Here is a 24,967-nt window from a genome sequence, read left to right as displayed (position 1 = left end):
TCCTCAAAATTCGAGAAAATTCGGCTAGCGCGGCTTCTAAAAGCGCGCCTGCGTCGAAAACAGGCCGTGCGGACGCCACATCAGCATCAGGATCAGCGTTGCGAAACCCACCGTGTCGCGGAATTGCAGCCCGACATATGTGGCGACGAGGCTTTCGGCGATGCCGAGGATCATGGCCGCGAAGAAGGTTCCCCGCACATTTCCAAGCCCGCCCATGATGATGATCGGCAGGGTCTTGAAGGTGATGAGTTCCCCCATGCCGCCATAGACGCTGACATTGACCGGCGCGGTCAGAACGCCCGAAAGTGCGGCGAGCGCGGCGCCCAGGATGAAGGTGCGCAACACGACCTGCGACACATCGATGCCGACCACGCCGCAGCATTCGACATTCTGCGAGACCGCCCGCATCGCCATGCCGAGACGGCTATAGGTGACCATGAGTTCCAGACCGACGAAGACGATGAGGCAGACGACGAGGATGAGCACGCGCTGCTGCGCCAGCGTGAAGCCGAGAATGGAAATCGGCTCGATATAACCGCCGGCGAAAAACTTGTAGCCGCCGCCGAAGACGAAAATGATCGTGTTTTGCAGGATCAGCGCGATGCCGAGGGTGGCGAGAACGCCGGACTCCGCCGGCGCTCCCACCATTCTGCGCATCACCAGCTGGCCGACCACATAGGCCACGACCACGGTGGAAAGCACGCCGACGACGATCGAAGCCTCATAGGAAAGGCCGAGATAATCGATGGCGAACCACGCCCCGAAGGTTCCGAGCATGTAATATTCGCCATGAGCGAAGTTGATGGCTCTCAGCACCCCGAAAATCATGGTCATGCCGACGGCGACGATCGCGTAGACGGAACCGGTGACGATCCCGTTTACGACTTGCTCGAGAATTGTCGAGAACATGGCTGTACCCCTCCCGGTCTGTCAGTTCACAGGGTACTGGATTTCCGCCGTATAAGCGCCCTTAATGCTGGGCTTGCCGTTCTCGATCTGGAGAAGGATCATCGGAAGGCGCGCCTGATTGTGATCGTCGAAGGTCACTTCGCCGACCGGGCTCTTGTACTTGATCCTGGAGAGCGCCTCGCGCACCGCATTGCGATCAGCGCTTCCGGCTTCCTTGATCGCCTGGGCGAGCAGGTTGACGGTATCCCAATGCACATAGGCGTGATTGTTCGGCGCTTCCTTGTAGGTGGCGGTGAATTTCTCGACGAAGGCCTTGCTGGCCGGACTATCGAACTGCGGCAGCCAGGCGGCGGCTTCCACGGCGCCTTCCATGGCTTTCGGCGCGGATTTGATCGTCTTTTCGGTGTTGAATTCACCGTTGCCGATCAGCACGACCTTGCCGGCAAGGCCGAGTTCCAGCATCTGGCGGGCAACGATCGGCGTGGTATCGGCGAGACCATACATGATGATCGCCTGCGCGCCGTTATCGCGGATCTTTGCCAGCACGCTGCGGAAGTCGACCTCGCCCTCCTTGTAATAATCCTCGCTCAGAATTTCGCCCTTGAAGTCCGGCAGGTATTTCTTGGTGAAGGTGATGGCGGAGCGGCCGTAGTCGCTATCGACCGACAGGACGGCGAACTTCGTGAAACCACGCTGTTCGGCGGCGTATTTCGCCACGACAAGCGCACGGTTCTCATCCGTCGGATAGTTGCGGAATGTCCATTTGAAACCGCCCACACCCGCCTGATAGGTGATCTTCGGGTTGGAGGACGCGGCGTTCAGCAGCAGAACCTCGGCATCTTCGGCGACAGGCTGCATGGCGAGCGTCACGGAGCTGGAGACATCGCCGATGACGAAATCCACCTCGTCCTGATCGATCAGGCGGCGGGTGGCCGAAACACCTTCGACCGGCGTGCCCTGGCTGTCGGCGTTGAAAAGTTCGATCTGCTGGCCGTTGATACCGCCGGCCGCGTTGATGTCCTTTACCGCGAGTTCTGCGCCATGCATGGAGAAGGCGCCGTAGCGCGCATTCGGGCCGCTCATCGGCGCGACGAGGCCGAGCCTTATCGTGTCGGCCGCATAAGCTGCGGCGGAGAGCGCCGGCGACAGGCTCAGGATCGGAGCGACCGCTGCGGAAACCAGTAGAAGTCTGCGAGTAATACCGTTTTTCATGTTCCCACTCCTTTTCGGATTTATCTGTTCCGGCTTTGGCCGGGCGAGCTTTTCATGCTAATCTTTCAGGCAGAGTAGGTTCATCGCCGGATATTTTGCCAACACAAGTCCTTTCTGCCGCTATAGCGTTTCCTTATGCCGGCAGTTGTTTCCCCCTATCCAGACGTCGGGTTTCGATTTTTGCATGTCTTCCATGCAGGCAAATGCCTGTATTTTTCGCGTCAGAATGGGCATATTTTATGCAACTTCATCACTGGAAACCATGAAAATGAAACTTCACGAAACCGTTCGAAACTATTTCCGCAACCGTCGCGCCGTGGCCGAACTGAGCGCGCTCGATGACAGAAGCCTTTCCGATATCGGCGTCAGCCGCTCACATATCCGTTCCGCCGTGGAAGGCCGCCGCTAACAGGCAGAAACGGTCGCCTTCATGGGCGTCGGCGCGCAGCACGGTCTTCAGGTGCTGAAAATTGCGCCTCAGAATCGGTAAAGCTCCTGTAGAACTCTTCTCCACATATTGGGCGGCGCTTTCAGAGCGCGGCCAAGAGGAGAGTTGAATGAACCACCCCGATTATTCCCCCGAATATTCCGTCGTTGCGCAAATCCCGTCTGTCGAGGACTATCTGCGCCTTCGCGCCGTGGCCGGGCTAAGCCCCTTCTCACGAGAGGCGGCGGAGAAGGGTTTGCAGGGCACGGTCTTCTCCGTGCTGGTTCTGCATGCGGGTTCCGCCATCGGCATGGGCCGGCTGATCGGTGATGGCGGCTGCTTTTTTCAGGTCGTGGACATTGCCGTCGATCCCGCCCATCAGGGCCGGGGCTTGGGCAAGGCGGTCATGGATGCGCTGATGAGCCATGTGAAGAGCGAGCTTCCCGCTTCGGCCTATGTCAGCCTGATCGCCGATGTGCCGGCAAACAGGCTATACGAAAAATTCGGTTTCAAGGAGACCGCGCCGAGGTCGCTCGGAATGGCCTATCGCGTCAGCACCTCGGCTTGATCGCAGGCAGTCCGCAGCGAGGGTCCCTCCGGTCGATGCGGTTCAGCCGTTCGATGCAGCTTTGAAAATCGCCAACTGATCGGCAAAGGCGCGTTTATAGGCGGGACGCGCCTCGCCGCGGGCGACATAGGCCGCGAGATTTGCGTATTCATCGAGAATTCCCGAACTCTTTATCCGTTGCAGCACCGATATCATCAACAGATCGCCGGCGCTGAATGCGCCGTCGAGCCACTCGGCCTTCCCCAGTCGGCTGGACAATTCGCCAAGCCGCTTGCGGATACGTTCATCGACGATCTGCAGGCGCTCTCCGTGCCAGCTTTTGTCCCTTTCGAGAAAACCGGTGACAAAATGCTCGACGATGGGCGGTTCCATGGTGCTGAGCGCGGCGAACATCCACATGATTGCGCGCGCCCGCGCATCCGCATCCTGTGGTAACAGGCCGGCATGGTGTTCGGCTATATGGAATATGATCGCACCGGATTCGAAGAGGACGAGATCGCCCTCCTCATAGGTCGGGATCTGCCCGAAGGGTTGAAGCGCCAGATGCGCCGGTTCCCGCATCGCCTTGAAGGAAAGAAGGCGGACGTCATAGGGCTGGCCCACTTCTTCGAGTGCCCAGCGGACGCGCATGTCGCGGGCGAGACCCTTGCCGCCATCGGGCGAGCGTTCAAAAGCGGTAATGGTGATTGTCATTGCTGTTCTCCATCACTCCCCACCCCGGAATGCTGTCGCCTGACGTTGCGTCACACTATGCGCTGGGATGAGCGAAAACAACGTCGTCGTGTTTTCGGCACAGGCTCAGGCGGCGGCGCGCTTTCGACGGGACACCCAGATCAACACCGGTAATGCGGTAAAAGACAGTGCGGCGCCCGCCAGGAAGGTGCCGAAGGAACCATGGAGGTCCCACAGCAAGCCGGCGATGACGTTGCCGACCAGTACCGCCAGACCTGTCATCAGATTGAAGATGCCGAAGGCCGTTCCCTTGAGATGTGGCGGCGCCGTTTCCGCAATCAGGGCTGCGAGCAGACCCTGCGACAGGCCCATATGCAGGCCCCACAGAAGAATGCCGAACAGGAACAGCGGAATGGAATTGGCAAAAGCGAGCGCCAGATAAGAGGCCACCAGCACGGCCACGCTCGCCGCGATAATCCCTGAGCGGCCGATCCTGTCCGAAAGCCGGCCGGCGGGATAGGCTGTCAGGCCATAGACGGCATGCATGATGACCATCGTGATCGGTATCCATGCCGGCCGGAATCCTGCCTCTTCGGATTTCAGCAACAGGAATGCTTCGCTGAAACGCGCGAAGGTCAGGAGCGACGCCGCGATGATGACGATCCAGACCGCCCGATTGAGTTTCGCAAAATCGGCAAGCCGGAATGGCTTTTCGGCTTTCGGTCTTGCGGGCGCATCCGGCTCCTTCACACCGGCGATGAGGATGAACACCGCAAGGAAAGCGGGAATGACCGCGATCCAGAAAATGGCGAGCACATTTTCGCTGAGCGCGAACATCAGCCCGATGGCCGCCAGCGGCCCGATGAAGCCGCCGACCGTATCGAGCGACTTTCTGAGCCCGAATGCGGCGCCACGAATTTCAGGCGGCGTCACATCGGCAATAAGGGCGTCGCGCGGCGTTCCACGAATGCCCTTTCCGACCCGGTCCACCGCCTTGGCAGCGACGATCCAGCCAAGCGAGGTGGCGAAGGGAAAGGCGAGTTTCGAGATTGCGCCGAGACCGTATCCAAGCACGGCGAGCATTTTCCGCCGCCTCGTCCAGTCCGCGATAATCCCGGAAAACAGCTTGGTCGTGGTGGCGATGGCAACCGACATGCCCTCGATGAAACCGACAGTGACCGCGGAAGCGCCGAGACCGGAAACGAGATAATAGGGCAGCAGCGTCTGCACCATTTCCGAAGAAATATCCATCAGAAGGCTAACGATGCCGAGCACCCAGACCGTCGCTGGAATGCGTGCCCGAACCGTCGCGGAAACAGGCGCAGAAGAAGTCGTCATGATGCCCCCCGATCGTCTCTGGAATAATCATGTCCCCCTGAAACAATCAACCGTGCGGATATCGTGCAACCGCGACAAACAGGGAAAATCAGGGCAATCAAATCTCTGTGGGGCTGAAGCAAATACCGCCGAAGCCCGATGAAAGGGCTGGCCATTTCATGCAAAAACTCTAAGCTCCAGCGCCGGACACGGATTGCCGAGAACCATCAGTTTTCAGTTCAAATCATTAGGGAGAAAACATCAGATGAGCCTGCGTATCAACGACATAGCACCCGACTTCACCGCCGAGACCACCCATGGTCCGGTGAGCTTCCACGACTGGATCGGCGACGGCTGGGCGGTCCTGTTTTCGCATCCGAAGAACTTCACGCCGGTCTGCACGACGGAACTCGGCGCGATGGGCGGCCTGCAGCCGGAGTTCGAAAAGCGTGGCGTCAAGATCATCGGTATTTCCGTCGATCCGGTCGAAAGCCATGAAAAATGGAAGAACGATATTCGCACCGCGACCGGTTTCAACGTCGATTATCCGCTGATCGGCGACAAGGACCTGAAGGTCGCCAAGCTCTATGACATGCTGCCCGCTGGCGCTGGCGACAGTTCTGAAGGCCGCACGCCTGCCGACAACGCCACCGTGCGCTCCGTCTTCGTCATCGGTCCCGACAAGAAGATCAAGCTGGTTCTCACCTACCCCATGACCACCGGCCGCAACTTCGAGGAAATTCTTCGCGCGATCGATTCCATCCAGCTCACATCCAAACATCAGGTGGCGACCCCGGCCAACTGGAAGCAGGGCGAGGATGTCATCATCACCGCGGCCGTCTCCAACGAAGATGCGATCGCCCGTTTCGGCTCCTACGACACGGTTCTTCCCTATCTGCGCAAGACCAAGCAGCCCGGCTGATTTGAAGCCTGTGATGGGGCGGTGAAACATCATCGTCCCATCCAGCCGCATCTCTCATGGCTTTATGATCCCGCCATGATAGTCAAGCCGGTACGTCTCGACATGGCCCCGGTAAATGCGCTCGATCCCGGTGAAGGACCGGAATTCACCTTCATTCGTATCGACATAGACCAGATTTTCCACCGGGTGGGTGAAGCCGCCAAGGAACCGGCCCTGACGATAGAGCGTGGAAAGCGACCGCTGAATGACCATGCCGGCCGTGGCGCCGTCGATCATGTCGGGCCGGAGGATGCGGCCGTAATAACTCATCGCCCACACCGCCGTTCCCTGATGCCAGACGACCTCCTGGCCGATGAAATCGGTTCCCCCGAAATAGCTGTCGATATAGTGCCAGTCGCCGCTCTGATAACCGAGATCGTGCGATCCCTTGCGGGTGGGCGTCGCGGATTTGTTGCCGCCGCCGACATAGGTGGCGGACTTCGCCTGCACGATGAACTCTTCCAGCATGGGAAACCTTTCGGGATAAGAACATAAAGTGAACATAGGCGATTTTCAGGGTGGTCGCAAGTGCCGCCCCTACCCGGCATCGACCCCGCATTTCAGCAATGGCGGGCTTGGTAATCGCGGCGTTTGCGCTTAGAAGCGTGACAGGAATTATCTCAAAAAGAGTGCCCATGCCGCAAAACCCGCAAATCTATGTCGATGCCGATGCCTGCCCCGTGAAGCCGGAGATTCTCAAGGTGGCGGAGCGGCATGGGCTGGAAGTGACCTTCGTTGCCAATTCCGGTCTGCGGCCATCGCGCGATCCCATGGTGAAAAACGTCATCGTATCGGCCGGTTTCGACGCGGCGGACGACTGGATCGCCGATCATGCCGGTGAGAACGATATCGTCATCACCGCCGACGTGCCGTTGGCCGGCCGCTGCGTCGCCAAGGGTGCGCTGGTGACCGGGCCGACGGGCCGCGTTTTCGACCAGTCGAATATCGGGATGGCGACAGCAATGCGCGATCTTGGCGCGCATCTGCGCGAAACCGGTGAAAGCAAGGGATATAATGCGGCTTTTTCACCGCGTGACCGCTCGGCTTTTCTGGAGACGCTTGACCGTTTCTGCCGCCGTGTCAAAAAATGACGGCGCCAACGGAAAGGTGCCGCCCATGACCCCGGCCAATATGAAAAGCAACAGCTATCGCCGCCACCAACCTTTCGTCATTGCTTTTTTGGTCGGCGCCGTGAGCCTTGGCCTGGCGCTGGTTTTTGCGCCGCCGCTGGCGATAGAGATCGCGGCCGTTCTGTTCTTCCTGACCTATCTCACCCTGATTGCCTTTCGCCTGTCGGGCCTGACGGCGCAGCACCTTAAGGCCCATGCCGATAGCGACGATCTGCCTGCGGTCGCCATCATCGCCGTTACGCTGCTTGCCGTTGCCGTCGCGGTGGTATCGCTATTTCAGGCCCTCAACCATACGGGCGAGACGGTCTGGGCGCTGCTCATCGCCTTCGCCTCGGTGATCTTCGGCTGGCTCACCATCCACACCATGACCGCCCTGCATTACGCCCATCTTTACTGGCGGCCGGCCATGGTGGACGGCAAACGCCAGCATCGCGGCGGCATGGATTTTCCGGGCACGAAGGAACCCTGCGGTTACGACTTTCTCTATTTCGCCGTAGTGATCGGCATGACGGCGCAGACGTCGGATGTGGGGATAACCACGACCGCCATGCGCAAGGTCACGCTGCTGCACTCCATCGTTTCTTTCTTCTTCAATACGGTTCTGGTGGCGGCGGCAGTCAATGCAGCCGTCTCGCTTGCGGGCTGAACCGGGAAATTTCACAAGGAATGGCTTCATGAACATTATTTCGCAAAATACGGCCTTTGGCGGCATGCAGGGCGTATTTTCGCACACATCCGAAACCCTGAAATCTGAGATGAGCTTTGCGGTTTATGTGCCGCCGAAGGCGATCCATGAGCCCTGCCCCGTCCTGTGGTATCTTTCCGGCCTTACCTGCACCCATGCCAATGTCATGGAGAAGGGCGAGTATCGCCGCATGGCCTCCGAACTCGGGCTGATCATCGTCTGCCCGGATACCAGTCCGCGCGGCAATGATGTGCCGGATGAGCTGACCAACTGGCAGATGGGCAAGGGCGCCGGATTTTATCTCGATGCCACGGAGGAGCCCTGGTCCGAGCACTATCGGATGTACAGCTATGTGACGGAAGAACTGCCCGCCCTCATCGGCCAGCATTTCCGTGCGGATATGAGCCGCCAGGGCATTTTCGGCCATTCGATGGGCGGCCATGGCGCGATGACCATTGCGCTGAAGAACCCCGAGCGTTTCAAGAGCTGCTCCGCCTTTGCGCCGATAGTAGCTCCCTCTTCGGCCGACTGGTCCGAGCAGGCGCTGGAAAAATACCTCGGTACGGATAAGGCCGCATGGCGTCAATGCGACGCCTGTGCGCTGGTCGAGGACGGCGCGCGTTTTCCCGAGTTCCTGATCGATCAGGGCAAAGCCGATAGTTTCCTTGAAAAGGGCCTGCGCCCCTGGTTGTTCGAAGAAGCGATCAAGGGCACGGATATCGGCCTGACGCTGCGCATGCATGAGCGCTACGACCACTCCTATTATTTCATTTCCACCTTCATGGATGACCATTTGAAGTGGCATGCGGAGCGGCTGGGATAAGGATGGAGAAGCAGGCTGGCGGCGCCCTGTAAGCGCCGCCGTTTCGGATTTAACCTGACATTACGGGATGCGGGCAATGACCTTGATCTCGAAATCGAAACCGGCAAGCCAGTTGACGCCGACAGCGGTCCAGTTCGGGTAAGGCTTTTGGCTGAAAATCTCCTGTTTCACTGCCATAATCGTTCCGAACTGGTTTTCCGGATCCGTATGGAACGTCGTTATATCCACGATATCGTCGAAGGTGCAGCGCGCCGCCGCAAGTGTGGCCTTGAGGTTTTCAAAGGCCAGCCGGACCTGACGTTCAAAATCAGGTTCAGGCGTTCCATCGGCACGGCTGCCGACCTGGCCGGAAACGAAAAGAAGGTCACCGGATCGGATAGCTGCGGAATAGCCATGCTCCTCGTAAAGGGCATGCCTGTTAGCGGGGAAAATTGCTTCGCGTGCGGTCATTGTGCATCTCTCTTTTGGCTGAGTGGTCATGGACGCGAGAAGCGTTGCTCTTTCTAAAAGAAGGCTTCGGACGCCCATTTACATACGTTACGTATGCCAGATAGTTACATACGCGCCGCATTTCAATTACATATACGCAACGTATGTGAATTTTAGAGCACCGAGGATGCGCCTGAAATGCGGACAAATAGGCGTCACGCGTCGCCTTTTGTGTCCTGCTTATGGAAACAGAGCCGTCGCCAGCGTCGTCGGGCCGGGCCGGTTCAGCCTGAATTCGCGGATCACGCGTTCGGCGACACCATAGGCAAGTTCCTGCTCTATCGACTGATTATCGAAGCTGACGACGGTGGCGGTGAATTTGGCTTCCGCGATCACCTCTCCCGTCGCGACGGCTGCGGCGCGGACGATGACTTTGGCCGACGCCCTTTCCCCGAACAGGAACGGGCCGCGTGTAACGGATGCGAGGCGAATGGTCAGTACCACGCGCGGCCGGGTTTCTCCACGCGCCGTGGTCTTGATCGCATTCTGCACCTGCGCATGAATGGACTGCATCAGCGCCGGAGCGACATCCGGGCGTGCGGCGACGAATGCGCCGCGCACATCGTAAAGCAGGCGGTCGGTATTGGTCGCTTCCGGTTCCAGCCTGAAAGACATCAGCGTGAAACACGCCAGCACAAGAATGCCAAGGCGTTTCAACGAGGTGGTCATGATCAGCGGCTCCCCTAACGTGAGGTAACCGCATATTCGATCATCAGGGTTAGAAAAGCGTTAAGGCGCGCTCTTCAGGGACTCCAGAACATTGAGTGCCGCGCGCATGTCGACAAGCCTGACGGCGCGGCGCTCCAGCGCCTCCTCGTCCTCGCCCCATTGCTCGGCGGTCCAGTCCTCGTCCAGATGGGCAAGCGCCCAGGCTTCCTCCAGCGTCAGCTCCCCTTCCGCCAGCGCCAGCGCCAAAATGGCGGAGCCGGTCAGCGACGTCATGGTGTGAAGAGCGGCAAGCGCAATCGGTGTATCGTATTTCTTCAGCGTTACCGCAAAAGCCGCGATGGCTTCGCGCGGCTGGTCCTGATGCATCACGCCTTCGACGAGAATGAAGCGCGCTCCGAGCACATTGGCCGCCCAGTCCAGAACCGGATCCCAATGGTCCGTCTGCCGCGCAACCAGCGCTTCCGGATCGCCGGCGCGATAGCAGAGGAGATCGGAAGAGGAAAAACGCAGTATGTCTTCGAAAACCGCCTGAGTGTCGTTGGCGACGCCATCAATGGCCGTGTTCACATGCCGGGAAACGGGCATGACCACCGGATTGACCACTTCTTTCTGGGCATCCCACTCGTCGCGAAGCAGTTCCGCGAGCGCGCGCGTCGGGACGGTCAGCGGCTTCTTGGCGGGGGTGCGCAGCGGCTTGCCATCGAGAAGGATGGTGAAACCGCCCTCTTCCGCCTCGCCGACGTTGACATCCTTGTAGAACCGCTTCGGCAGGGGTTTCTGCATCTGGATCTGCGCGCGCAGGATCGGGTCGGGATGGCTCAGACCCTCCGAAAGGTCGTTCAGGAGATCACGCATGGCACGTCCTCGTCAGTCGATAGAAAAGGTTATTCAAGAATATCGGCCGGAACATAGGCCGGAATTTCGCGCGGGTGGCTGACAACCGCATCCGCGCCCGCCTTCCAGAGATCGTCGACCGAGGCATAACCCCAGGCGACGCCGATTGCTTTCGCGCCCGCAGCCTTGGCCATCTGCATGTCGTAGATCGCATCGCCGATAACGGCAGTATCGGCCGGAACCATGCCGGTTTCATGGCAGCATTCCATCACCATGGCCGGATGCGGCTTGGAGGGGCAATCATCCGCCGTGCGCGAAACGATGAAGTGATCGGCAAGGCCGTGGGTCTGCAGGATATGGATAAGCCCGCGCCGGCCCTTGCCTGTCACTGCGCCGATCAGCACATCGTCGCGTTTCGAAAGCGTATCGATCAGCGTGGCGATACCGTCGAAAAGCGGCACGGTCATTTCCGGCCGCTCCCGCAGGGGATGATAGATTTCCCTGTAACGTTCCGTCATCGCCTTCGCTTCATCATCCACATGCGCCTTGCCCAGCATGCGGGCGATGGCGATATCCAGCGTCAGACCGATGATCGCCTTGGTTTCGGAGATATCGGGGCGCGGTTTGCCGAAATCAGCGAAGGTATCGGACATGACGGCATGGATCAGGCCGGCGCTATCCACCAGCGTGCCGTCGCAATCGAAAAGAACCAGTTTCATGGGCTCTCAGTCTTCCCTATCGCCATCGGCCACGTCGAGACCGAGCAGGTTCCAGGTCTGCACCATATGCGGCGGCAGGGGTGCGCTGACCCGAAGCCGGCCGCCATTCGGATGCGGAATGTCGATATGGCGTGCGTGGAGATGCAGGCGCTTCTGGATGCCGCCCGGGAAATCCCAGTTCGGATCGTCGATATAATATTTCGGATCGCCGATGATCGGGTGGCCCATATGCAGCGCGTGAACGCGAAGCTGATGGGTGCGGCCGGTATAGGGTTCCATCTCCAGCCAGGCGAGGTTCTGCGCGGCGGTATCGATGACGCGGTAATAGGAAACGGCGTGATCGGCCCCCTCCTCGCCATGCTTGGCGATACGCATGCGATCGCCATCCATGGTCTGTTCCTTGACCAGCCAGGTGGAAATCTTGTCCTGATGCTTGCGCGGCACGCCCTTGACCAGCGCCCAATAGGTCTTCTTGGTATCGCGTTCGCGGAAGGCGGCGGTCAGCTTCTGCGCAGCGCCGCGGGTGCGGGCAACCACAAGTACGCCCGACGTATCGCGGTCGAGGCGGTGCACCAGACGCGGCTTTTCGCCTTTCTGATTGGTCCAGGCTTCCAGCAGGCCGTCAATATGACGGGTGACGCCGGAGCCGCCCTGCACGGCAATGCCGGCCGGCTTGTTGAAAACGAAGACCTTGTCGTCTTCATGCAGGAGCATGCGCGCCAGAAGCTCGCCGTCTTCGGAATGTTTGAGGTCTTTCGATCCGATCGGGCCGCTCTTGACCTTGAGATCGGAATCGACCGGCGGAACGCGCACCATCTGTCCCGGCTGCACGCGTGCATCCGTCTTCACCCGGCCGCCATCCACACGCACCTGGCCGGAGCGCAGAAGCTTCTGCAACTGCCCGAAACCAAGTCCCGGATAATGAATCTTGAACCAGCGATCGAGGCGCATACCGGCCTCGTCGGCCCCGACCTTGATATGCTCGATACCTGCCATGAAATTTCCAGTCTTTCTGTCCTGATCGCGCGCCCTACTCGTCGGCGCGCCGTTTGGACCAAGCCTTTAGAACAAACTGCGGCCCAAGGCCAGCCCGGCGAAAACCGCGGCAATGGAAACCGCAAGGCTTGCAAGCACGTAAACGGCCGATAGCCCGAGCGCGCCGCGTTCGAACAGCGCGACCGCGTCGAGCGAGAAGGACGAGAATGTGGTGAACCCGCCGAGCACGCCGGTGACGAGAAACAGGCGCATTTCCATCGAGGCGTTCAGCCTCCGCGCCACAAGCTCGACCAGCAGACCGATCAGGAAAGATCCGACCACATTGACGGCAAGGGTTCCCCAGGGAAAATTCGGTCCGGCCAACCGCATGCTCCAGACCCCGACCAGATAACGGAACACGGAACCGATTGCGCCGCCTGCAGCGACAAGGGCGATATTGATCATGGGGAATGTGTCTCCGGAAGAAATCGTCGGACCGGACGGTCCAGGACATTTTTAGACCATGGGAACCGCCGGCGAAACCCCTTTGCCCGGCGCTTTCGGCTGTTAAAATACGATTAAATTGCAGCTGTGCGATTTAGCCTTCCAACAATGGGCAGCTGTTAATCTCCGGTTTTTCAGGGTCGGCGAAGATGGCCGGAGGTTCGATGACACAGGTTCTTTCCGTTTCCGCGAATACAGCGGCCTATGCGCTGGAGGCCATGAAGCCGCCGCAACGCGTGCCGCGCAAGAGCGAGGTTGAAGAGGCCATTCACGAACTGGCGCGCAAGGCCGAACACGGGGATGACTTCCAGCTCAGGGGCCTGATGACGACGATCAAGCCGCCGGCCCTCACCCTCTATTTCCTGATAGCAAGCAGCCAGCGCCAGGAGCCACAGGCGACACTGGAGCAGGCCGTGGAGGCTTACGAGGAAAACAGCTTCACATCAAAATCTGAAAGTAATTTATAGATCAGGTGGATATATAGATATTTTAATGTCGTTCTTCAGTTTCTCGCCATATAGGCGGAATCCCCGCATTCAGCCTGGTGTCAGACTGATCGTCTAGAGATTTGCGACCGAGTTCCGGAAAATCACGTGGGCGAATGCCATCCTGCTTTTCCGCCACGGCGCTGAAGAACAACACGATAGATGAAAATTTGCGGCTACCGGACCTGTCACGCGTTCCGGTAGCCGTTTTTCATCGGTCAATTATGCTGGTGGTCGCCGCCGCCCTTGGCTGCGCCTGCGGACAGCACGATCTCCACCTTGCCGGCCTTTTCGAAGATGAGCGTTACCGGCACCTTGTCGCCTTCGGCAAAGGGCTTCTTCACATCGAAGAACATCATATGCAGGCCGCCGGGCTTCAGCTCCACCGTCTGGCCGGCGGGAATGACGATGCCGTCATCCAGCTTGCGCATTTTCATGACGTCGTTGACCATGGCCATCTCATGGATTTCAGCACGTCCGGCGGATGACGATTCAACGCCGATCAGCTTGTCGTCGCTATCGCCGGCATTCTTGATCGTCACGTATCCACCGCCCACGGGCTGGCCCGGCAGCATGGCCTTTGTCGTTCCGTCCGACACTTCGAGGCTGCCGGCTTTTACGACATCCATATCCATGGCCGAGTGATCATGGCCGCCGGCATGTGCGGACTTTGTGGCAACGCGAATGGTGGGAGCGGGACTTTTCAGGGAATGCGGATCGACGCCGGCCGCTGCCACTTCGTCCCAGGAAACCTTGCCCTTGTCGCCGCAGAGCTGCGTTACCTTGAATGGCAGGTCCTGCCCCGCCTCTATACCGGAGATTTTTCCCTGCACGGCGAAGGTGTCGTAGAATTCATCCGGCAGGTTGCCGCCCTTCCAGCGGATTTCGACCGGTCCGCTTTTAATCTCCTTGCCGTGGTTCTTGTAGGCCTTCTGGTAGTCTCCCTTGATGACCTCCAGCTCCCAGCCAACCTTGGGCTGGGGCTTGGCGGAAATGAATCCTTCCGGCAGCTTGATCTGAACTTCGGTGGTGGCGAGCCCGCCTTCGCAGCCATGCGGCACCTGGAGGGCGGCAACGACGGTGCTTTCCTGTTCGGCGGAACCGTCAACGAATGTGGCGTGGGCGAAAGCCTGCGCGGTCGAAACCGAGGCGACGAAAAGGCTGCAGGCGATGATCTTGGTGGTTTTCATTTGCTTGTCCCTGCGACTGCTATCCCTCTGGGTCCGCGCAGCCGCTCCGTGCCGCCAAAGGCGGCGATGATCCCGTAAAACGAAAAATCAGGCGGACAGGGATGGCGGGCCGCGCGCGGCGGGCTTCTGGATCGTCAGCACGGAGCGGAAGCTCCATTCCGCAGACAGGCGATTGTCGAGCCAGGCAAATTCAGTCTTCAGCCAGCCAGCCGTATCGGGCATCGGCAGAAGAATTGACGAGGCGAGGAGGCAGGCCTCGCAAAACAGGATGGCGTCGCCGGAATGGGCGGGACCTTCCTTGGTATGGGAAGCATTGACGCCGTTGCCATGGCCAAGGCAGATTTCTGCGAAGCTGCCGTCCGGCAGCCGGTAACTCTCATCCAGCGCAACGGCGGGGGCTGCGGCAAGCGCCGGCTTGTGGGCGAAACCGAGGGACAACATCAGGGTCGCGCAGAAAATGCGAAGCATTTTCTCCATCCCCATCGGCCGTCTTTTTCGATTTGCATCCATGTTCTAGGCGATATCCCTGTTTCTCTCCGATTTCAAAGGGGAATTTTGCCGCAGGCCAGACCGTCGCAAGGGAACAATAGATGCGAGGGGGCATTTTCCTGCCGCAACCATCGTTCAAGGGAGGCACGATAATGCCAGCCAAATCGAAGGCCCAGCAGAAAGCGGCGGGCGCCGCACTGGCGGCCAAACGCGGAGAAATGAAAAAATCCAGTTTAAAAGGTGCTTCAAAAAGCATGGATAAGTCCATGACGGAAAAGGAACTTGAGGATTTCGCATCGACAAAACGCAAGGGCCTGCCAGAGAAAAAATCCGACTGAGGAAAGCTGCTGAGGCCATCTGTCGCCCCGGATCGCTAAGCCGATGGCGCAGATGGAGCAAGAATCTGTTCAGATGCGTCATTTGGTCCTTGCCAATAACGGGTCTTCGAAGATAATGAGCGTCGCATCATCGTTGGGAGAAACCGCTTCATTGCGGTGCCGAAGGAGCAACCGCCCCGGAAACTCTCAGGCAAAAGGACCAGCGGTGACGACGGAACTCTGGAGAGAAGCCACCTTTCATTAGGACGGCTCGCCGAAGGGATAACAATCTCAGGCGACAAGGACAGAGGGGGCTCTTGAACCCGGCGCTTTTTTTTGCGTCATGACCTGAGCCCGCGCGATATTTCGCGCAACCCTGGAGGCGTCCTTGGACGATACCGCCGAGCTTCAAATCACGCCGCTCAATTCCCTGCACATTTCGCTTGGCGCCCGCATGGTGCCCTTTGCCGGTTACGACATGCCGGTGCAATATCCCGCCGGCGTTCTGAAGGAACATCTCCAGACCCGCACCTCCGCCGGCCTCTTCGACGTGTCCCATATGGGTCAGGTGATCGTGAAGGCGAAGTCCGGCAACAATGAAGATGCCGCGATCGCTCTGGAAAAGCTGGTGCCGGTGGATATTCTCGGCCTGAAGGAAGGCCGCCAGCGTTACGGTTTCTTCACCGACGAAAACGGCGGCATTCTCGACGACCTGATGATCACCAATCGCGGCGATCATCTTTTTGTCGTCGTCAACGCCGCCTGCAAGGATGCCGACGTCGCCCATATGAAGGCGCATCTTTCAGACAGCTGCGAGATAACGCTTCTCGATGACCGGGCGCTCATCGCGCTTCAGGGACCGCGCGCGGAGGCCGTTCTGGCTGAACTCTGGGCCGGCGTCTCGGAAATGAAATTCATGGATGTGCAGGAAGTGCCGCTGCATGACGTGCCCTGCATCGTCTCCCGCTCCGGTTATTCCGGTGAAGACGGCTTTGAAATCTCCGTGCCGGCCGACAAGGCCGAAGAAATTGCCAAAGCCCTGCTCGAACATCCCGATTGCGATCCGATCGGACTTGGTGCGCGCGACAGCCTGCGCCTCGAAGCCGGCCTTTGTCTCTACGGCAACGATATCGACACCACGACCTCCCCCATCGAAGCCTCGCTCGAATGGGCGATCCAGAAAGCGCGCCGCGCTGGCGGCGACCGAGAGGGCGGTTTTCCCGGCGCAGAGCGTATTCTCGGCGAACTGAAAGACGGTACCTCGCGCCGCCGCGTCGGCCTGAAGCCCGAGGGCAAGGCGCCGGTGCGCGGCCATTCGAAGCTGTTTGCGGATGCCGAAGGCAAGACGGAGATCGGTGAAGTGACCTCGGGCGGTTTCGGTCCCTCGGTCGAAGGTCCCGTCGCCATGGGTTACGTGCCTGTTTCCCACGCCGCTCCCGGCACGGCGATCTTCGCGGAAGTGCGCGGCAAATATCTGCCCGTCACCGTCGCCGCCCTGCCCTTCATCAAGCCCACCTATAAACGATAATCTTCATCCCATCTCCGGAGAGAATACGATGCTGAAATTTACCGCAGAACACGAATGGCTGAAGTTCGAAGGCGATATCGCCACCGTTGGCATCACCAGCCACGCCGCTGAACAGCTTGGCGATCTCGTTTTCGTCGAATTGCCGGAAGTGGGCGCCACCTTCTCCAAGGATGGCGACGCGGCGACCGTTGAATCCGTCAAGGCGGCTTCGGACGTCTATTGTCCGCTGGACGGCGAAGTGGTGGAAATCAACCAGGCCATCGTCGACGACCCTTCGCTGGTCAATTCCGACCCGCAGGGCGCCGGCTGGTTCTTCAAGCTCAAGCTTTCCAACGCCGCAGATGCCGATACACTGCTCGATGAAGCAGCCTACAAGGAGCTGATCGCGTAATGACGACGCCCACCGAATTCCATTTCACCGACTATCAGCCCTATGATTTCGCCAACCGGCGTCACATCGGGCCGTCGCCGTCGGAAATGGCCGAGATGCTGAAGGTCGTTGGCTATAAGAGCCTCGACGCGCTCATCGACGCCACCGTTCCCTCTTCCATCCGCCAGAAGGTGCCGCTGACCTGGGGCGCAGCCTTGACCGAACGCGAGGCGCTCGACCGTCTTCGCGAGACGGCCAACAAGAACCAGGTTCTGACCTCGCTGATAGGTCAGGGCTATTACGGCACCATCACGCCGCCGGTCATCCAGCGCAATATTCTGGAAAACCCGGCCTGGTACACGGCCTATACGCCCTATCAGCCGGAAATCAGCCAGGGCCGCCTCGAGGCGCTGCTGAACTACCAGACCATGGTGTGCGATCTGACCGGCCTCGACGTCGCCAACGCCTCGCTGCTCGATGAAGCGACTGCAGCGGCCGAAGCCATGGCCATGTGCCAGCGCGTCGCCAAGTCCAAGGCCACCGCCTTCTTCGTTGATGCCAATTGCCACCCGCAGACCATCGCGCTGATCGAGACCCGTGCAGCCCCGCTCGGCTGGAAGGTGATCATCGGCAATCCCTTCACCGATCTCGATCCGGTCGACGTGTTCGGCGCGATCTTCCAGTATCCCGGCACCCACGGCCACGTTAGCGATTTCTCCGGCCTGATTTCCCGCCTGCACCAGACGGGCGCGATTGCCGCCGTCGCCGCCGATCTTCTGGCGCTGACGCTTCTGAAGTCGCCCGGTGAAATGGGTGCGGATATCGCCATCGGTACCTCGCAGCGCTTCGGCGTTCCGGTCGGTTATGGTGGCCCGCATGCGGCCTACATGGCCGTCAAGGATGCGCATAAGCGTTCCATGCCCGGCCGTCTGGTGGGCGTATCGGTCGATGCGCGCGGCAACCGCGCCTATCGCCTGTCGCTGCAGACCCGCGAACAGCATATCCGCCGCGAAAAGGCGACGTCGAACATCTGCACCGCGCAGGTGCTACTTGCCGTCATGGCTTCGATGTATGGCGTCTTCCACGGCCCGCAGGGCATCAAGGCGATTGCCCAGCAGACCCACCAGAAGGCCGTGCTGATGGCCAAGGGTCTGGAGAAACTCGGCTACACCATCGAGCCGGAGACCTTCTTCGACACCATCACCGTCGAAGTCGGCCATATGCAGGGTGTTATCCTGCGCTCGGCCGTGGCGGAAGGCGTGAACCTGCGCAAGGTAGGCGCCACCAAAATCGGCATGAGCCTTGACGAGCGCACGCGCCCGGCAACGCTGGAAGCTGTGTGGCGCGCCTTCGGCGGCAATTTCTCCATCTCGGATTTCAAGCCGGAATATCGTCTGCCGAAAGAACTGCTGCGCACCAGCCAGTACATGACGCATCCGATCTTCCACATGAACCGTGCCGAAAGCGAGATGACCCGTTACATCCGCCGTCTTTCGGACCGCGATCTGGCGCTCGACCGCTCGATGATCCCGCTCGGTTCCTGCACCATGAAACTGAACGCCACGGCGGAAATGCTGCCGATCACCTGGCCGGAATTTTCCGACATCCACCCCTTCGTACCGGCCAATCAGGCACTTGGCTACAAGGAAATGATCGACGATCTTTCTGAAAAGCTGTGCTCGGTCACCGGTTACGACGCGTTTTCCATGCAGCCGAATTCCGGTGCGCAGGGGGAATATGCAGGCCTTCTGACCATCCGCAACTACCACCTCGCCAATGGCGATACGCATCGCGATATCTGCCTCATTCCGACGTCTGCGCATGGCACCAACCCGGCCTCGGCGCAGATGGCAGGCATGAAGGTAGTGCCGGTGAAGGCACGCGACAACGGCGACGTCGATATCGATGATTTCCGTACAAAAGCAGAGCAGTATGCAGAAAACCTCTCGTGCTGCATGATCACCTATCCGTCCACCCATGGCGTGTTCGAGGAGACGGTTCGTGATATCTGCGAGATCACCCACAAGCATGGTGGTCAGGTTTATCTCGACGGCGCCAACATGAACGCCATGGTCGGTCTCGCCCGTCCGGGCGATATCGGCTCTGACGTTTCGCACCTCAACCTGCACAAAACCTTCTGCATTCCACATGGCGGCGGCGGTCCGGGCATGGGCCCGATCGGCGTCAAGGCGCATCTTGCGCCTCACCTGCCTGGCCATCCGGCAACGGACGGTCGTGAAGGTGCCGTTTCGGCGGCTCCTTTCGGTTCGCCGTCGATCCTGCCGATTTCCTGGAGCTACTGCCTGATGATGGGCGGTGAAGGGCTGACGCAGGCGACCAAGGTGGCGATCCTCAACGCCAACTATATCGCCGAACGGCTGAAGGGTGCCTACGACGTGCTCTACAAGTCCGAGACCGGTCGCGTGGCGCATGAATGCATCATCGACACCCGCCCGCTTGCAGACAGCTGCGGTGTGACGGTGGACGATGTGGCGAAGCGCCTCGTCGATTGCGGTTTCCACGCGCCGACCATGAGCTGGCCGGTGGCCGGCACGCTGATGATCGAGCCGACGGAATCCGAAACCAAGGCGGAAATCGACCGTTTCTGCGATGCCATGCTGGCGATCCGCGAGGAAGCCCGCGACATCGAGGAAGGCCGCGCGGACAAGACCAACAATCCGTTGAAGAACGCGCCGCACACGGTGGAAGACCTCGTCGGCGAATGGGATCGTCCCTATAGCCGCGAAAAGGGCTGCTTCCCGCCCGGCGCCTTCCGCATCGACAAATATTGGTCGCCGGTCAACCGCATCGACAATGTCTATGGTGACCGCAACCTCATCTGCACCTGCCCGCCGATGGAGGCTTACGCCGAAGCGGCGGAGTAAGACATCGGCGCAAACCGACATACGAAGGCCCGGAGCGATCCGGGCCTTTTTCGTTACGGTCAGCTTTGCAACCGAGCGGTCGCCTCCACCACAGGATTGATCCGCACACGCTCCATGCTAAACAGGGTGAGGCGGTTAAGAGGGTGGAGTGGGAATGCGTCTGATTTGCCTGAATGGTTGGGGCGGAAAGCTTCATGACGAGCTCGTTCCTTATATTGCCTCATCCGACCCCGATATTTTATGCCTTCAGGAGGTGGTGCACACACCGGCCGCCACGCAGGATTGGCTGAGCTATCGCGATCACGGCATAGAGCTGCCGCAGCGGGCGAACTTTTTCCGCGATGTCACGGAGGCCTTGCCGGATCATGTGGCGATATTTTGCCCCGCGGCGCGGGGCGACCTCTGGCAGGGCGAGACACGACATTCTTCCCAATTTGGGCTCGCCACCTTCGTTCGCAAATCCATTCCCGTCATTGCGCAGGCGCAGGGTTTCGTACACGGCGTCTTTTCGGCTGACGGATATGGCGACCATCCGCGATCACGCACGGGCCACGCCATCAGGGTTTTCGACTTCACGGCCGGTCAGCCTGTCGTCATTGCCCATATGCATGGGCTGCGCGACCTCGACGGCAAGCATGATACGCCTGCCCGGCTGGAACAGGCAAAACGTCTTGTGCAACTGGTCAAAAACATTGCGGAGGATGGCGACCGGGTCATCGTCTGCGGCGATTTCAATGTTCTGCCTGACAGCAGGACTTTCGCCGTGTTGAAGGAGCTCAATCTTGCTGAGCTCGTCACGTCTCGCGGTTTCACTGATACCCGGACGTCGCATTATGCCAAACCTAACAGATATGCGGATTACCTGCTGGTCAATCCGGCTGTGAAGGTCGATCGCTTCGACGTCGTGAGACAGCCAGAAGTCTCGGATCATTGCCCATTGCTGCTTGAATTCAGCTGAAGCGCCGCCGCCGTATGATCGCCACCCGTCAGCGCACCAGCCGGATATCGCTCGTCACCACCGTCTTGCCGGTTTTGCCGTCCTTGTCGGTGGTGCGCAGCCGCAAGCCGTTATCGCCGACTTTTTCAATGGTCATCGCGGCGACGCGGTCACCATTGATTTCACGGTTCCAACGGACCGTGAGGTTGATCGCGTTTCCCCGGCGATTCCCCGCCAGCGCCGAAGGGCGGCCGGAAGGGCCGGTATAGGTGCCGCTGTACCGCGCGCCGCTGGCGGCGAGATCGGCGGCGATAGCGCGTTTTACCACGACAAGTCCGCGGCATGTGCCGGACATGCGTAAGGCCGTCGCCTGCGCATCGGAGTTGAGCGTGCAATTCACGTTGATCGGCGGCATGCCGATCCGGGTGATGACCGTTCCTTTACCGGTCCACGTACCTTCCAGCGACGACAGAAAGATGCTTTCGTCGGCTGCTGCGGGCATCGCCGCGAAAAAACCTGCCGTGACGGCGATCATTGCCATGCGAATTGTTTCTCTGTTTTCCATTGGACGATTTCGCCGATTTGGTTTCGTTCGAACGCTAACGCACCATCGCCTCCGGATGTTCCAGCTCTGCCGTTCCGGAGTGCTCAACCCGTCTTAAAAACAAAAAGGAGGCCTTGCGGCCTCCTGTCCTGTTCGGTTGCATCGGAGATTCGGCGTCAGCCGACGAAAGCGCGTTCGATCACGAATTCGGCAGGCTTGTTGTTGGCGCCTTCGTTGAGGCCTGCCTTTTCCAGAAGCTCCTTGGTGTCCTTCAGCATTGCCGAGGAGCCGCAGATCATGCCGCGATCCATTTCGGGATCGAGCGCTGGAACGCCGAGATCCGCAAACAGCTTGCCGTTTTCGATCAGCGTGGTGATACGGCCCTTGAAGGGGTAATCTTCGCGGGTGACGGTCGCATAATGCTTCAGCTTGTCGCCGACAATCTCGTTGAGGAATTCGTGGTTACGGATTTCCTCGACCAGATCGAAGCCATATTTCAGCTCGGCCACGTCGCGGCAGGTATGGGTGAGGATGACTTCCTCGAACTTCTCATAGGTTTCCGGGTCACGGATAAGGCTCGCGAAAGGCGCGATGCCGGTGCCGGTGGAGAACATGTAAAGCCGTCTGCCGGGCGTCAGCGCATCCAGAACCAGCGTGCCTGTCGGCTTCTTGCGCATCAGGACGGTATCGCCGGGCTTGATCGCCTGAAGATGCGATGTCAGCGGGCCGTTCGGAACCTTGATCGAGAAGAATTCCAGTTCCTCGTCCCAGGCGGGGCTGGCGATGGAATAAGCGCGGTAGATCGGCTTGTCGCCGACCATCAGGCCGATCATGGCGAATTCGCCGGAACGGAAACGGAAGCCGGCCGGGCGCGTCATGCGGAAACGGAACAGGTGGTCGGTATAGTGCTCCACCGATAAAACCGTCTCGGCGTAAACACCGTCAGGTATCTTGATCGCGAAATCTTCCGTCTTGGCTGGCGCGTTCATTTCAGGTTCCGTCCATTCTTATTCGATGCGACATTCTCCGACCGGGCAATTATACCATTTTTGCTCCGGTTTGAAGGCATGAGAATGTCAATACTGCCATGTGCGTAGGAAATATGTATCAAAAACTCATATTTCCACGCAACGTGTCATAGAGACGCACGGCGACGCCAGCTATAGGCCTCACCGCCGCTCGCCGGCTTGGCTGTCGGCTGGTAATAAACCGGAATTTCCGGCAGGCGATTTTCGGACAGGCGGCGGATGGCCGTGCCGTTCGTCACTGCAAAGCTGGTGAAGCCGGTACGAATCATCAGCGGCACCTGGTCGATCAGCACGTCGCCAACCGCCCTCACCTCGCCCGCAAAACCGAGACGGCTGCGCAGCAGCGAGGCGTGGCTGAACCCGCGACCGTCATTGAAGGCGGGGAAGCTTACGGCGACAAGGTCGATACGGTCGAGATAGGGTCCGAGCCGCGTCACATCGTCGGCGGGCGTGATCAGAACGCCGAGGCCGATATCGTTGCTTTCGGCGGCACGAACCAGAAAATCGGCAAGCGGCAGCACCGGCTTCTGCTCCGCCGTCGCTTTCACTTCTTCCGTTTCGATCAGCCAGGGATCGTTTTCCACGAAGCCGTCGCGGTTCCAGATTTTCGTCATGGCATTCTCCTCAGGCGGCTTCTGCAGCGGAACCGTAGAGCGCATCCTTGAATGGCTGCGGTCCAACGCGGCGATAGGCTTCGAGGAAAATTTCTTCCTTCGAAAGGCGAAGCCCGAGATAGGTGTCGACGATGGTTTCGATGGCGTCGGTGACTTTTTCCGGCTCGAAGCCACGGCCGATGATTTCACCGATCGAGGTGTTCTCATCGCCCGATCCGCCAAGCGTGATCTGGTAGAGTTCCGCGCCCTTCTTTTCCACACCCAGCAGGCCGATATGGCCGACATGGTGGTGGCCGCAGGCATTGATGCAGCCGGAAATCTTGATCTTCAACTCACCGATTTCCGCCTGACGCTCCGGCGAACCGAAGCGGGTGGAAATTTCCTGCGCCACCGGAATGGAGCGCGCATTGGCGAGCGCGCAATAGTCCAGCCCGGGACAGGCAATGATATCGGTGATCAGCCCGGCATTGGCGGTCGCGAGGCCAGCGCCTACCAGCGCGCGATAAACCGGTTCGAGATCGGCCAGGGCCACATGAGGCAGGATGATGTTCTGCTCATGGCTGATACGGATTTCGTCGAAGGCGTATTCCGCGGCGATATCGGCGACGAGTTCCATCTGCTCGTCCGTCGCATCGCCCGGAATGCCGCCGATGGGCTTTAGCGAAATCGTCACCATGCCGTAGTCGGGATGCTTGTGCGGTGCGACGTTCTGCTCGACAAAACGGGCAAAGCCTTCATCGGCCCGCTTCCAGCGCGCCAGGCTTTCCCAGCCTTCCGGACGGTCCTTCAGCGCCGGCGGCGCGAAGTAAGCGGTGATTGCCGCAATATCGGCATCCGGAAGCTTCAACTCGGTGTTCTTGAGTTCAGCGAATTCGACCTCGACCTGGCGGGCCAGTTCTTCCGCACCGGTCTCGTGTACGAGAATCTTGATGCGCGCCTTGTATTTATTGTCGCGACGGCCGTGCAGGTTATAAACGCGCATGATCGCCGTGGTGTAGGAAAGCAAGTCCTCTTCCGGCAGGAAGTCGCGGATTTTCTTGGCAATCATCGGCGTGCGGCCCTGTCCGCCGCCGACATAGACGGCGAACCCGATTTCACCCTTGTCGTTCTTTTTCAGATGCAGGCCGATATCGTGCACCTGAATGGCGGCACGGTCGCGCTCGGCGCCGGTGACGGCGATCTTGAACTTGCGCGGCAAGAAGGAGAATTCCGGGTGTACTGAAGACCACTGACGCAGGATTTCCGCATAGGGACGCGGATCGGCGACCTCATCGGCGGCCGCGCCAGCGAAATGATCGGCGGTGACGTTGCGAATGCAGTTACCCGAGGTCTGAAGCGCGTGCATTTCCACGCTCGCCAGTTCGGACAAGATATCCGGCGTATCGGAAAGGCGCGGCCAGTTGTACTGGATGTTCTGGCGGGTGGTGAAGTGGCCGTAACCCCGGTCATATTTGCGGGCGATGTGGGCCAGCATCCGCATCTGCTTCGAATTCAGCGTGCCGTAAGGAATGGCGACGCGCAACATATAGGCATGCAGCTGAAGATAGACGCCGTTCATCAGGCGCAGCGGCTTGAACGCATCCTCGGCCAGTTCGCCGGAAAGGCGGCGCTCGACCTGATCGCGAAACTGCGCCACGCGGCCTTCAACAAATGCGTGATCGAACTCGTCGTAACGGTACATATTCT

General features: G+C 59.5%; 29 protein-coding genes and 1 riboswitch. Of the genes, 12 read left to right on the top strand and 17 right to left on the bottom strand.

The window, feature by feature from the left end:
• Positions 1-36: 36 nt before the first annotated feature.
• Positions 37-909 carry a branched-chain amino acid ABC transporter permease gene (locus ACQZ5K_RS06805; RefSeq protein ID WP_035217353.1) on the bottom strand — a complete coding sequence of 291 codons (873 nt, stop codon included), beginning with the start codon at positions 907-909 and terminating at the stop codon, positions 37-39.
• 21 nt (positions 910-930) lie between these two features.
• A complete protein-coding gene (locus tag ACQZ5K_RS06800) occupies positions 931-2,121 on the bottom strand; it encodes an ABC transporter substrate-binding protein (RefSeq protein ID WP_448739953.1) in 1,191 nt (396 codons plus the stop codon).
• 268 nt (positions 2,122-2,389) lie between these two features.
• Here ACQZ5K_RS06800 and ACQZ5K_RS06795 point away from each other — a divergent pair, with 268 nt between their 5' ends.
• Entirely contained in the window at positions 2,390-2,530 is a 141-nt protein-coding gene (locus ACQZ5K_RS06795; RefSeq protein ID WP_080853169.1) for a DUF1127 domain-containing protein, read from the top strand.
• A gap of 148 nt (positions 2,531-2,678) precedes the next feature.
• Positions 2,679-3,116: a GNAT family N-acetyltransferase gene (locus ACQZ5K_RS06790; protein ID WP_003523634.1), complete on the top strand. Its 438-nt coding sequence runs from the start codon at positions 2,679-2,681 to the stop codon at positions 3,114-3,116.
• Positions 3,117-3,158: 42 nt separating this feature from the next.
• Here the strand turns inward: ACQZ5K_RS06790 and ACQZ5K_RS06785 are convergent, their stop codons facing one another.
• The gene (locus ACQZ5K_RS06785; RefSeq protein ID WP_142779162.1) at positions 3,159-3,809 is read right to left on the bottom strand and encodes a glutathione S-transferase family protein; all 651 of its coding nucleotides are present in this window, start codon (positions 3,807-3,809) and stop codon (positions 3,159-3,161) included.
• Positions 3,810-3,914: 105 nt separating this feature from the next.
• Positions 3,915-5,126, bottom strand: a complete 1,212-nt coding sequence (locus ACQZ5K_RS06780) for an MFS transporter (RefSeq protein ID WP_448739952.1) — start codon at positions 5,124-5,126, stop codon at positions 3,915-3,917.
• A gap of 244 nt (positions 5,127-5,370) precedes the next feature.
• Here ACQZ5K_RS06780 and ACQZ5K_RS06775 point away from each other — a divergent pair, with 244 nt between their 5' ends.
• Positions 5,371-6,027: a peroxiredoxin gene (locus tag ACQZ5K_RS06775; protein ID WP_035217366.1), complete on the top strand. Its 657-nt coding sequence runs from the start codon at positions 5,371-5,373 to the stop codon at positions 6,025-6,027.
• 54 nt (positions 6,028-6,081) lie between these two features.
• Here the strand turns inward: ACQZ5K_RS06775 and ACQZ5K_RS06770 are convergent, their stop codons facing one another.
• Positions 6,082-6,534, bottom strand: coding sequence for a DUF5680 domain-containing protein (locus ACQZ5K_RS06770; protein WP_448739951.1), 453 nt, complete (start codon positions 6,532-6,534; stop codon positions 6,082-6,084).
• A gap of 167 nt (positions 6,535-6,701) precedes the next feature.
• Here ACQZ5K_RS06770 and ACQZ5K_RS06765 point away from each other — a divergent pair, with 167 nt between their 5' ends.
• The 3 genes from ACQZ5K_RS06765 to fghA are packed head-to-tail and all read left to right on the top strand — an operon-like array spanning position 6,702 to position 8,704.
• A complete protein-coding gene (locus ACQZ5K_RS06765; RefSeq protein WP_003502698.1) occupies positions 6,702-7,157 on the top strand; it encodes a YaiI/YqxD family protein in 456 nt (151 codons plus the stop codon).
• Between the two features lie 25 nt (positions 7,158-7,182).
• On the top strand, positions 7,183-7,842 hold the full coding sequence (locus tag ACQZ5K_RS06760) for a DUF1345 domain-containing protein (RefSeq protein ID WP_448739950.1): 660 nt from the start codon (positions 7,183-7,185) through the stop codon (positions 7,840-7,842).
• 28 nt (positions 7,843-7,870) lie between these two features.
• Positions 7,871-8,704, top strand: coding sequence for an S-formylglutathione hydrolase (fghA, locus tag ACQZ5K_RS06755; protein ID WP_448739949.1), 834 nt, complete (start codon positions 7,871-7,873; stop codon positions 8,702-8,704).
• A gap of 60 nt (positions 8,705-8,764) precedes the next feature.
• On the opposite strand, the gene ACQZ5K_RS06750 is transcribed toward fghA, so the two are convergent.
• The 6 genes from ACQZ5K_RS06750 to crcB form a co-directional block, all read right to left on the bottom strand.
• Entirely contained in the window at positions 8,765-9,154 is a 390-nt protein-coding gene (locus ACQZ5K_RS06750; RefSeq protein ID WP_448739948.1) for a RidA family protein, read from the bottom strand.
• Positions 9,155-9,373: 219 nt separating this feature from the next.
• Complete coding sequence (locus tag ACQZ5K_RS06745) at positions 9,374-9,862, bottom strand: hypothetical protein (RefSeq protein ID WP_035264048.1); 489 nt, start codon at positions 9,860-9,862, stop codon at positions 9,374-9,376.
• Between the two features lie 60 nt (positions 9,863-9,922).
• Positions 9,923-10,717, bottom strand: a complete 795-nt coding sequence (locus ACQZ5K_RS06740; protein WP_448739947.1) for an ATP12 family chaperone protein — start codon at positions 10,715-10,717, stop codon at positions 9,923-9,925.
• A gap of 29 nt (positions 10,718-10,746) precedes the next feature.
• Positions 10,747-11,415, bottom strand: coding sequence for an HAD family hydrolase (locus ACQZ5K_RS06735; protein ID WP_448739946.1), 669 nt, complete (start codon positions 11,413-11,415; stop codon positions 10,747-10,749).
• A 6-nt stretch (positions 11,416-11,421) separates the two neighbouring features.
• Positions 11,422-12,411 carry an RluA family pseudouridine synthase gene (locus ACQZ5K_RS06730; RefSeq protein WP_035264040.1) on the bottom strand — a complete coding sequence of 330 codons (990 nt, stop codon included), beginning with the start codon at positions 12,409-12,411 and terminating at the stop codon, positions 11,422-11,424.
• A 66-nt stretch (positions 12,412-12,477) separates the two neighbouring features.
• On the bottom strand, positions 12,478-12,855 hold the full coding sequence (crcB, locus tag ACQZ5K_RS06725) for a fluoride efflux transporter CrcB (protein ID WP_003523608.1): 378 nt from the start codon (positions 12,853-12,855) through the stop codon (positions 12,478-12,480).
• Positions 12,856-13,058: 203 nt separating this feature from the next.
• Here crcB and ACQZ5K_RS06720 point away from each other — a divergent pair, with 203 nt between their 5' ends.
• Positions 13,059-13,361: a hypothetical protein gene (locus ACQZ5K_RS06720; protein ID WP_035239747.1), complete on the top strand. Its 303-nt coding sequence runs from the start codon at positions 13,059-13,061 to the stop codon at positions 13,359-13,361.
• Positions 13,362-13,597: 236 nt separating this feature from the next.
• Here the strand turns inward: ACQZ5K_RS06720 and ACQZ5K_RS06715 are convergent, their stop codons facing one another.
• Complete coding sequence (locus tag ACQZ5K_RS06715) at positions 13,598-14,569, bottom strand: copper chaperone PCu(A)C (RefSeq protein WP_448739945.1); 972 nt, start codon at positions 14,567-14,569, stop codon at positions 13,598-13,600.
• 87 nt (positions 14,570-14,656) lie between these two features.
• Complete coding sequence (locus ACQZ5K_RS06710) at positions 14,657-15,037, bottom strand: hypothetical protein (protein ID WP_448739944.1); 381 nt, start codon at positions 15,035-15,037, stop codon at positions 14,657-14,659.
• A 173-nt stretch (positions 15,038-15,210) separates the two neighbouring features.
• On the opposite strand from ACQZ5K_RS06710, the gene ACQZ5K_RS06705 reads away from it, so the two are divergent.
• The 5 genes from ACQZ5K_RS06705 (at position 15,211) to ACQZ5K_RS06685 (ending at position 21,116) form a co-directional block, all read left to right on the top strand.
• Positions 15,211-15,396, top strand: coding sequence for a DUF3008 family protein (locus tag ACQZ5K_RS06705; RefSeq protein ID WP_448739943.1), 186 nt, complete (start codon positions 15,211-15,213; stop codon positions 15,394-15,396).
• 124 nt (positions 15,397-15,520) lie between these two features.
• Positions 15,521-15,608: riboswitch (glycine riboswitch) on the top strand.
• Between the two features lie 155 nt (positions 15,609-15,763).
• On the top strand, positions 15,764-16,903 hold the full coding sequence (gene gcvT / locus ACQZ5K_RS06700) for a glycine cleavage system aminomethyltransferase GcvT (RefSeq protein WP_448739942.1): 1,140 nt from the start codon (positions 15,764-15,766) through the stop codon (positions 16,901-16,903).
• A 28-nt stretch (positions 16,904-16,931) separates the two neighbouring features.
• On the top strand, positions 16,932-17,294 hold the full coding sequence (gcvH, locus tag ACQZ5K_RS06695) for a glycine cleavage system protein GcvH (protein ID WP_003502678.1): 363 nt from the start codon (positions 16,932-16,934) through the stop codon (positions 17,292-17,294).
• Positions 17,294-20,158: an aminomethyl-transferring glycine dehydrogenase gene (gene gcvP / locus ACQZ5K_RS06690; protein WP_448739941.1), complete on the top strand. Its 2,865-nt coding sequence runs from the start codon at positions 17,294-17,296 to the stop codon at positions 20,156-20,158. Before gcvH ends, gcvP begins: the two co-directional genes overlap by 1 nt.
• Before the next feature lie 154 nt (positions 20,159-20,312).
• The gene (locus tag ACQZ5K_RS06685) at positions 20,313-21,116 is read left to right on the top strand and encodes an endonuclease/exonuclease/phosphatase family protein (RefSeq protein WP_448739940.1); all 804 of its coding nucleotides are present in this window, start codon (positions 20,313-20,315) and stop codon (positions 21,114-21,116) included.
• Between the two features lie 28 nt (positions 21,117-21,144).
• On the opposite strand, the gene ACQZ5K_RS06680 is transcribed toward ACQZ5K_RS06685, so the two are convergent.
• From ACQZ5K_RS06680 to ACQZ5K_RS06665, 4 genes are all read right to left on the bottom strand, one after another.
• On the bottom strand, positions 21,145-21,636 hold the full coding sequence (locus ACQZ5K_RS06680; protein WP_448739939.1) for a hypothetical protein: 492 nt from the start codon (positions 21,634-21,636) through the stop codon (positions 21,145-21,147).
• 179 nt (positions 21,637-21,815) lie between these two features.
• Entirely contained in the window at positions 21,816-22,628 is an 813-nt protein-coding gene (locus tag ACQZ5K_RS06675; RefSeq protein ID WP_448739938.1) for a ferredoxin--NADP reductase, read from the bottom strand.
• 146 nt (positions 22,629-22,774) lie between these two features.
• The gene (locus ACQZ5K_RS06670; protein WP_448739937.1) at positions 22,775-23,281 is read right to left on the bottom strand and encodes a DUF934 domain-containing protein; all 507 of its coding nucleotides are present in this window, start codon (positions 23,279-23,281) and stop codon (positions 22,775-22,777) included.
• Positions 23,282-23,291: 10 nt separating this feature from the next.
• Positions 23,292-24,962, bottom strand: a complete 1,671-nt coding sequence (locus ACQZ5K_RS06665; protein WP_003521340.1) for a nitrite/sulfite reductase — start codon at positions 24,960-24,962, stop codon at positions 23,292-23,294.
• Between the last annotated feature and the right edge of the window lie 5 nt (positions 24,963-24,967).

Source organism: Agrobacterium sp. 22-226-1 (assembly GCF_053522345.1).
The sequence above is the reverse complement of the archived record's forward strand: the minus strand, read 5'-3'. Positions and strand labels throughout refer to the sequence as shown.

Excerpts from the sequence above, each read along its gene's own strand:
- ACQZ5K_RS06805 (WP_035217353.1), bottom strand. The coding sequence starts at position 909 with ATGTTCTCGACAATTCTCGAGCAAGTCGTAAACGGGATCGTCACCGGT.
- ACQZ5K_RS06800 (WP_448739953.1), bottom strand. The coding sequence starts at position 2,121 with ATGAAAAACGGTATTACTCGCAGACTTCTACTGGTTTCCGCAGCGGTC.
- ACQZ5K_RS06795 (WP_080853169.1), top strand. The coding sequence starts at position 2,390 with ATGAAACTTCACGAAACCGTTCGAAACTATTTCCGCAACCGTCGCGCC.
- ACQZ5K_RS06790 (WP_003523634.1), top strand. The coding sequence starts at position 2,679 with ATGAACCACCCCGATTATTCCCCCGAATATTCCGTCGTTGCGCAAATC.
- ACQZ5K_RS06785 (WP_142779162.1), bottom strand. The coding sequence starts at position 3,809 with ATGACAATCACCATTACCGCTTTTGAACGCTCGCCCGATGGCGGCAAG.
- ACQZ5K_RS06780 (WP_448739952.1), bottom strand. The coding sequence starts at position 5,126 with ATGACGACTTCTTCTGCGCCTGTTTCCGCGACGGTTCGGGCACGCATT.
- ACQZ5K_RS06775 (WP_035217366.1), top strand. The coding sequence starts at position 5,371 with ATGAGCCTGCGTATCAACGACATAGCACCCGACTTCACCGCCGAGACC.
- ACQZ5K_RS06770 (WP_448739951.1), bottom strand. The coding sequence starts at position 6,534 with ATGCTGGAAGAGTTCATCGTGCAGGCGAAGTCCGCCACCTATGTCGGC.
- ACQZ5K_RS06765 (WP_003502698.1), top strand. The coding sequence starts at position 6,702 with ATGCCGCAAAACCCGCAAATCTATGTCGATGCCGATGCCTGCCCCGTG.
- ACQZ5K_RS06760 (WP_448739950.1), top strand. The coding sequence starts at position 7,183 with ATGACCCCGGCCAATATGAAAAGCAACAGCTATCGCCGCCACCAACCT.
- fghA (WP_448739949.1), top strand. The coding sequence starts at position 7,871 with ATGAACATTATTTCGCAAAATACGGCCTTTGGCGGCATGCAGGGCGTA.
- ACQZ5K_RS06750 (WP_448739948.1), bottom strand. The coding sequence starts at position 9,154 with ATGACCGCACGCGAAGCAATTTTCCCCGCTAACAGGCATGCCCTTTAC.
- ACQZ5K_RS06745 (WP_035264048.1), bottom strand. The coding sequence starts at position 9,862 with ATGACCACCTCGTTGAAACGCCTTGGCATTCTTGTGCTGGCGTGTTTC.
- ACQZ5K_RS06740 (WP_448739947.1), bottom strand. The coding sequence starts at position 10,717 with ATGCGTGATCTCCTGAACGACCTTTCGGAGGGTCTGAGCCATCCCGAC.
- ACQZ5K_RS06735 (WP_448739946.1), bottom strand. The coding sequence starts at position 11,415 with ATGAAACTGGTTCTTTTCGATTGCGACGGCACGCTGGTGGATAGCGCC.
- ACQZ5K_RS06730 (WP_035264040.1), bottom strand. The coding sequence starts at position 12,411 with ATGGCAGGTATCGAGCATATCAAGGTCGGGGCCGACGAGGCCGGTATG.
- crcB (WP_003523608.1), bottom strand. The coding sequence starts at position 12,855 with ATGATCAATATCGCCCTTGTCGCTGCAGGCGGCGCAATCGGTTCCGTG.
- ACQZ5K_RS06720 (WP_035239747.1), top strand. The coding sequence starts at position 13,059 with ATGACACAGGTTCTTTCCGTTTCCGCGAATACAGCGGCCTATGCGCTG.
- ACQZ5K_RS06715 (WP_448739945.1), bottom strand. The coding sequence starts at position 14,569 with ATGAAAACCACCAAGATCATCGCCTGCAGCCTTTTCGTCGCCTCGGTT.
- ACQZ5K_RS06710 (WP_448739944.1), bottom strand. The coding sequence starts at position 15,037 with ATGCTTCGCATTTTCTGCGCGACCCTGATGTTGTCCCTCGGTTTCGCC.
- ACQZ5K_RS06705 (WP_448739943.1), top strand. The coding sequence starts at position 15,211 with ATGCCAGCCAAATCGAAGGCCCAGCAGAAAGCGGCGGGCGCCGCACTG.
- gcvH (WP_003502678.1), top strand. The coding sequence starts at position 16,932 with ATGCTGAAATTTACCGCAGAACACGAATGGCTGAAGTTCGAAGGCGAT.
- gcvP (WP_448739941.1), top strand. The coding sequence starts at position 17,294 with ATGACGACGCCCACCGAATTCCATTTCACCGACTATCAGCCCTATGAT.
- ACQZ5K_RS06685 (WP_448739940.1), top strand. The coding sequence starts at position 20,313 with ATGCGTCTGATTTGCCTGAATGGTTGGGGCGGAAAGCTTCATGACGAG.
- ACQZ5K_RS06680 (WP_448739939.1), bottom strand. The coding sequence starts at position 21,636 with ATGGCAATGATCGCCGTCACGGCAGGTTTTTTCGCGGCGATGCCCGCA.
- ACQZ5K_RS06675 (WP_448739938.1), bottom strand. The coding sequence starts at position 22,628 with ATGAACGCGCCAGCCAAGACGGAAGATTTCGCGATCAAGATACCTGAC.
- ACQZ5K_RS06670 (WP_448739937.1), bottom strand. The coding sequence starts at position 23,281 with ATGACGAAAATCTGGAACCGCGACGGCTTCGTGGAAAACGATCCCTGG.
- ACQZ5K_RS06665 (WP_003521340.1), bottom strand. The coding sequence starts at position 24,962 with ATGTACCGTTACGACGAGTTCGATCACGCATTTGTTGAAGGCCGCGTG.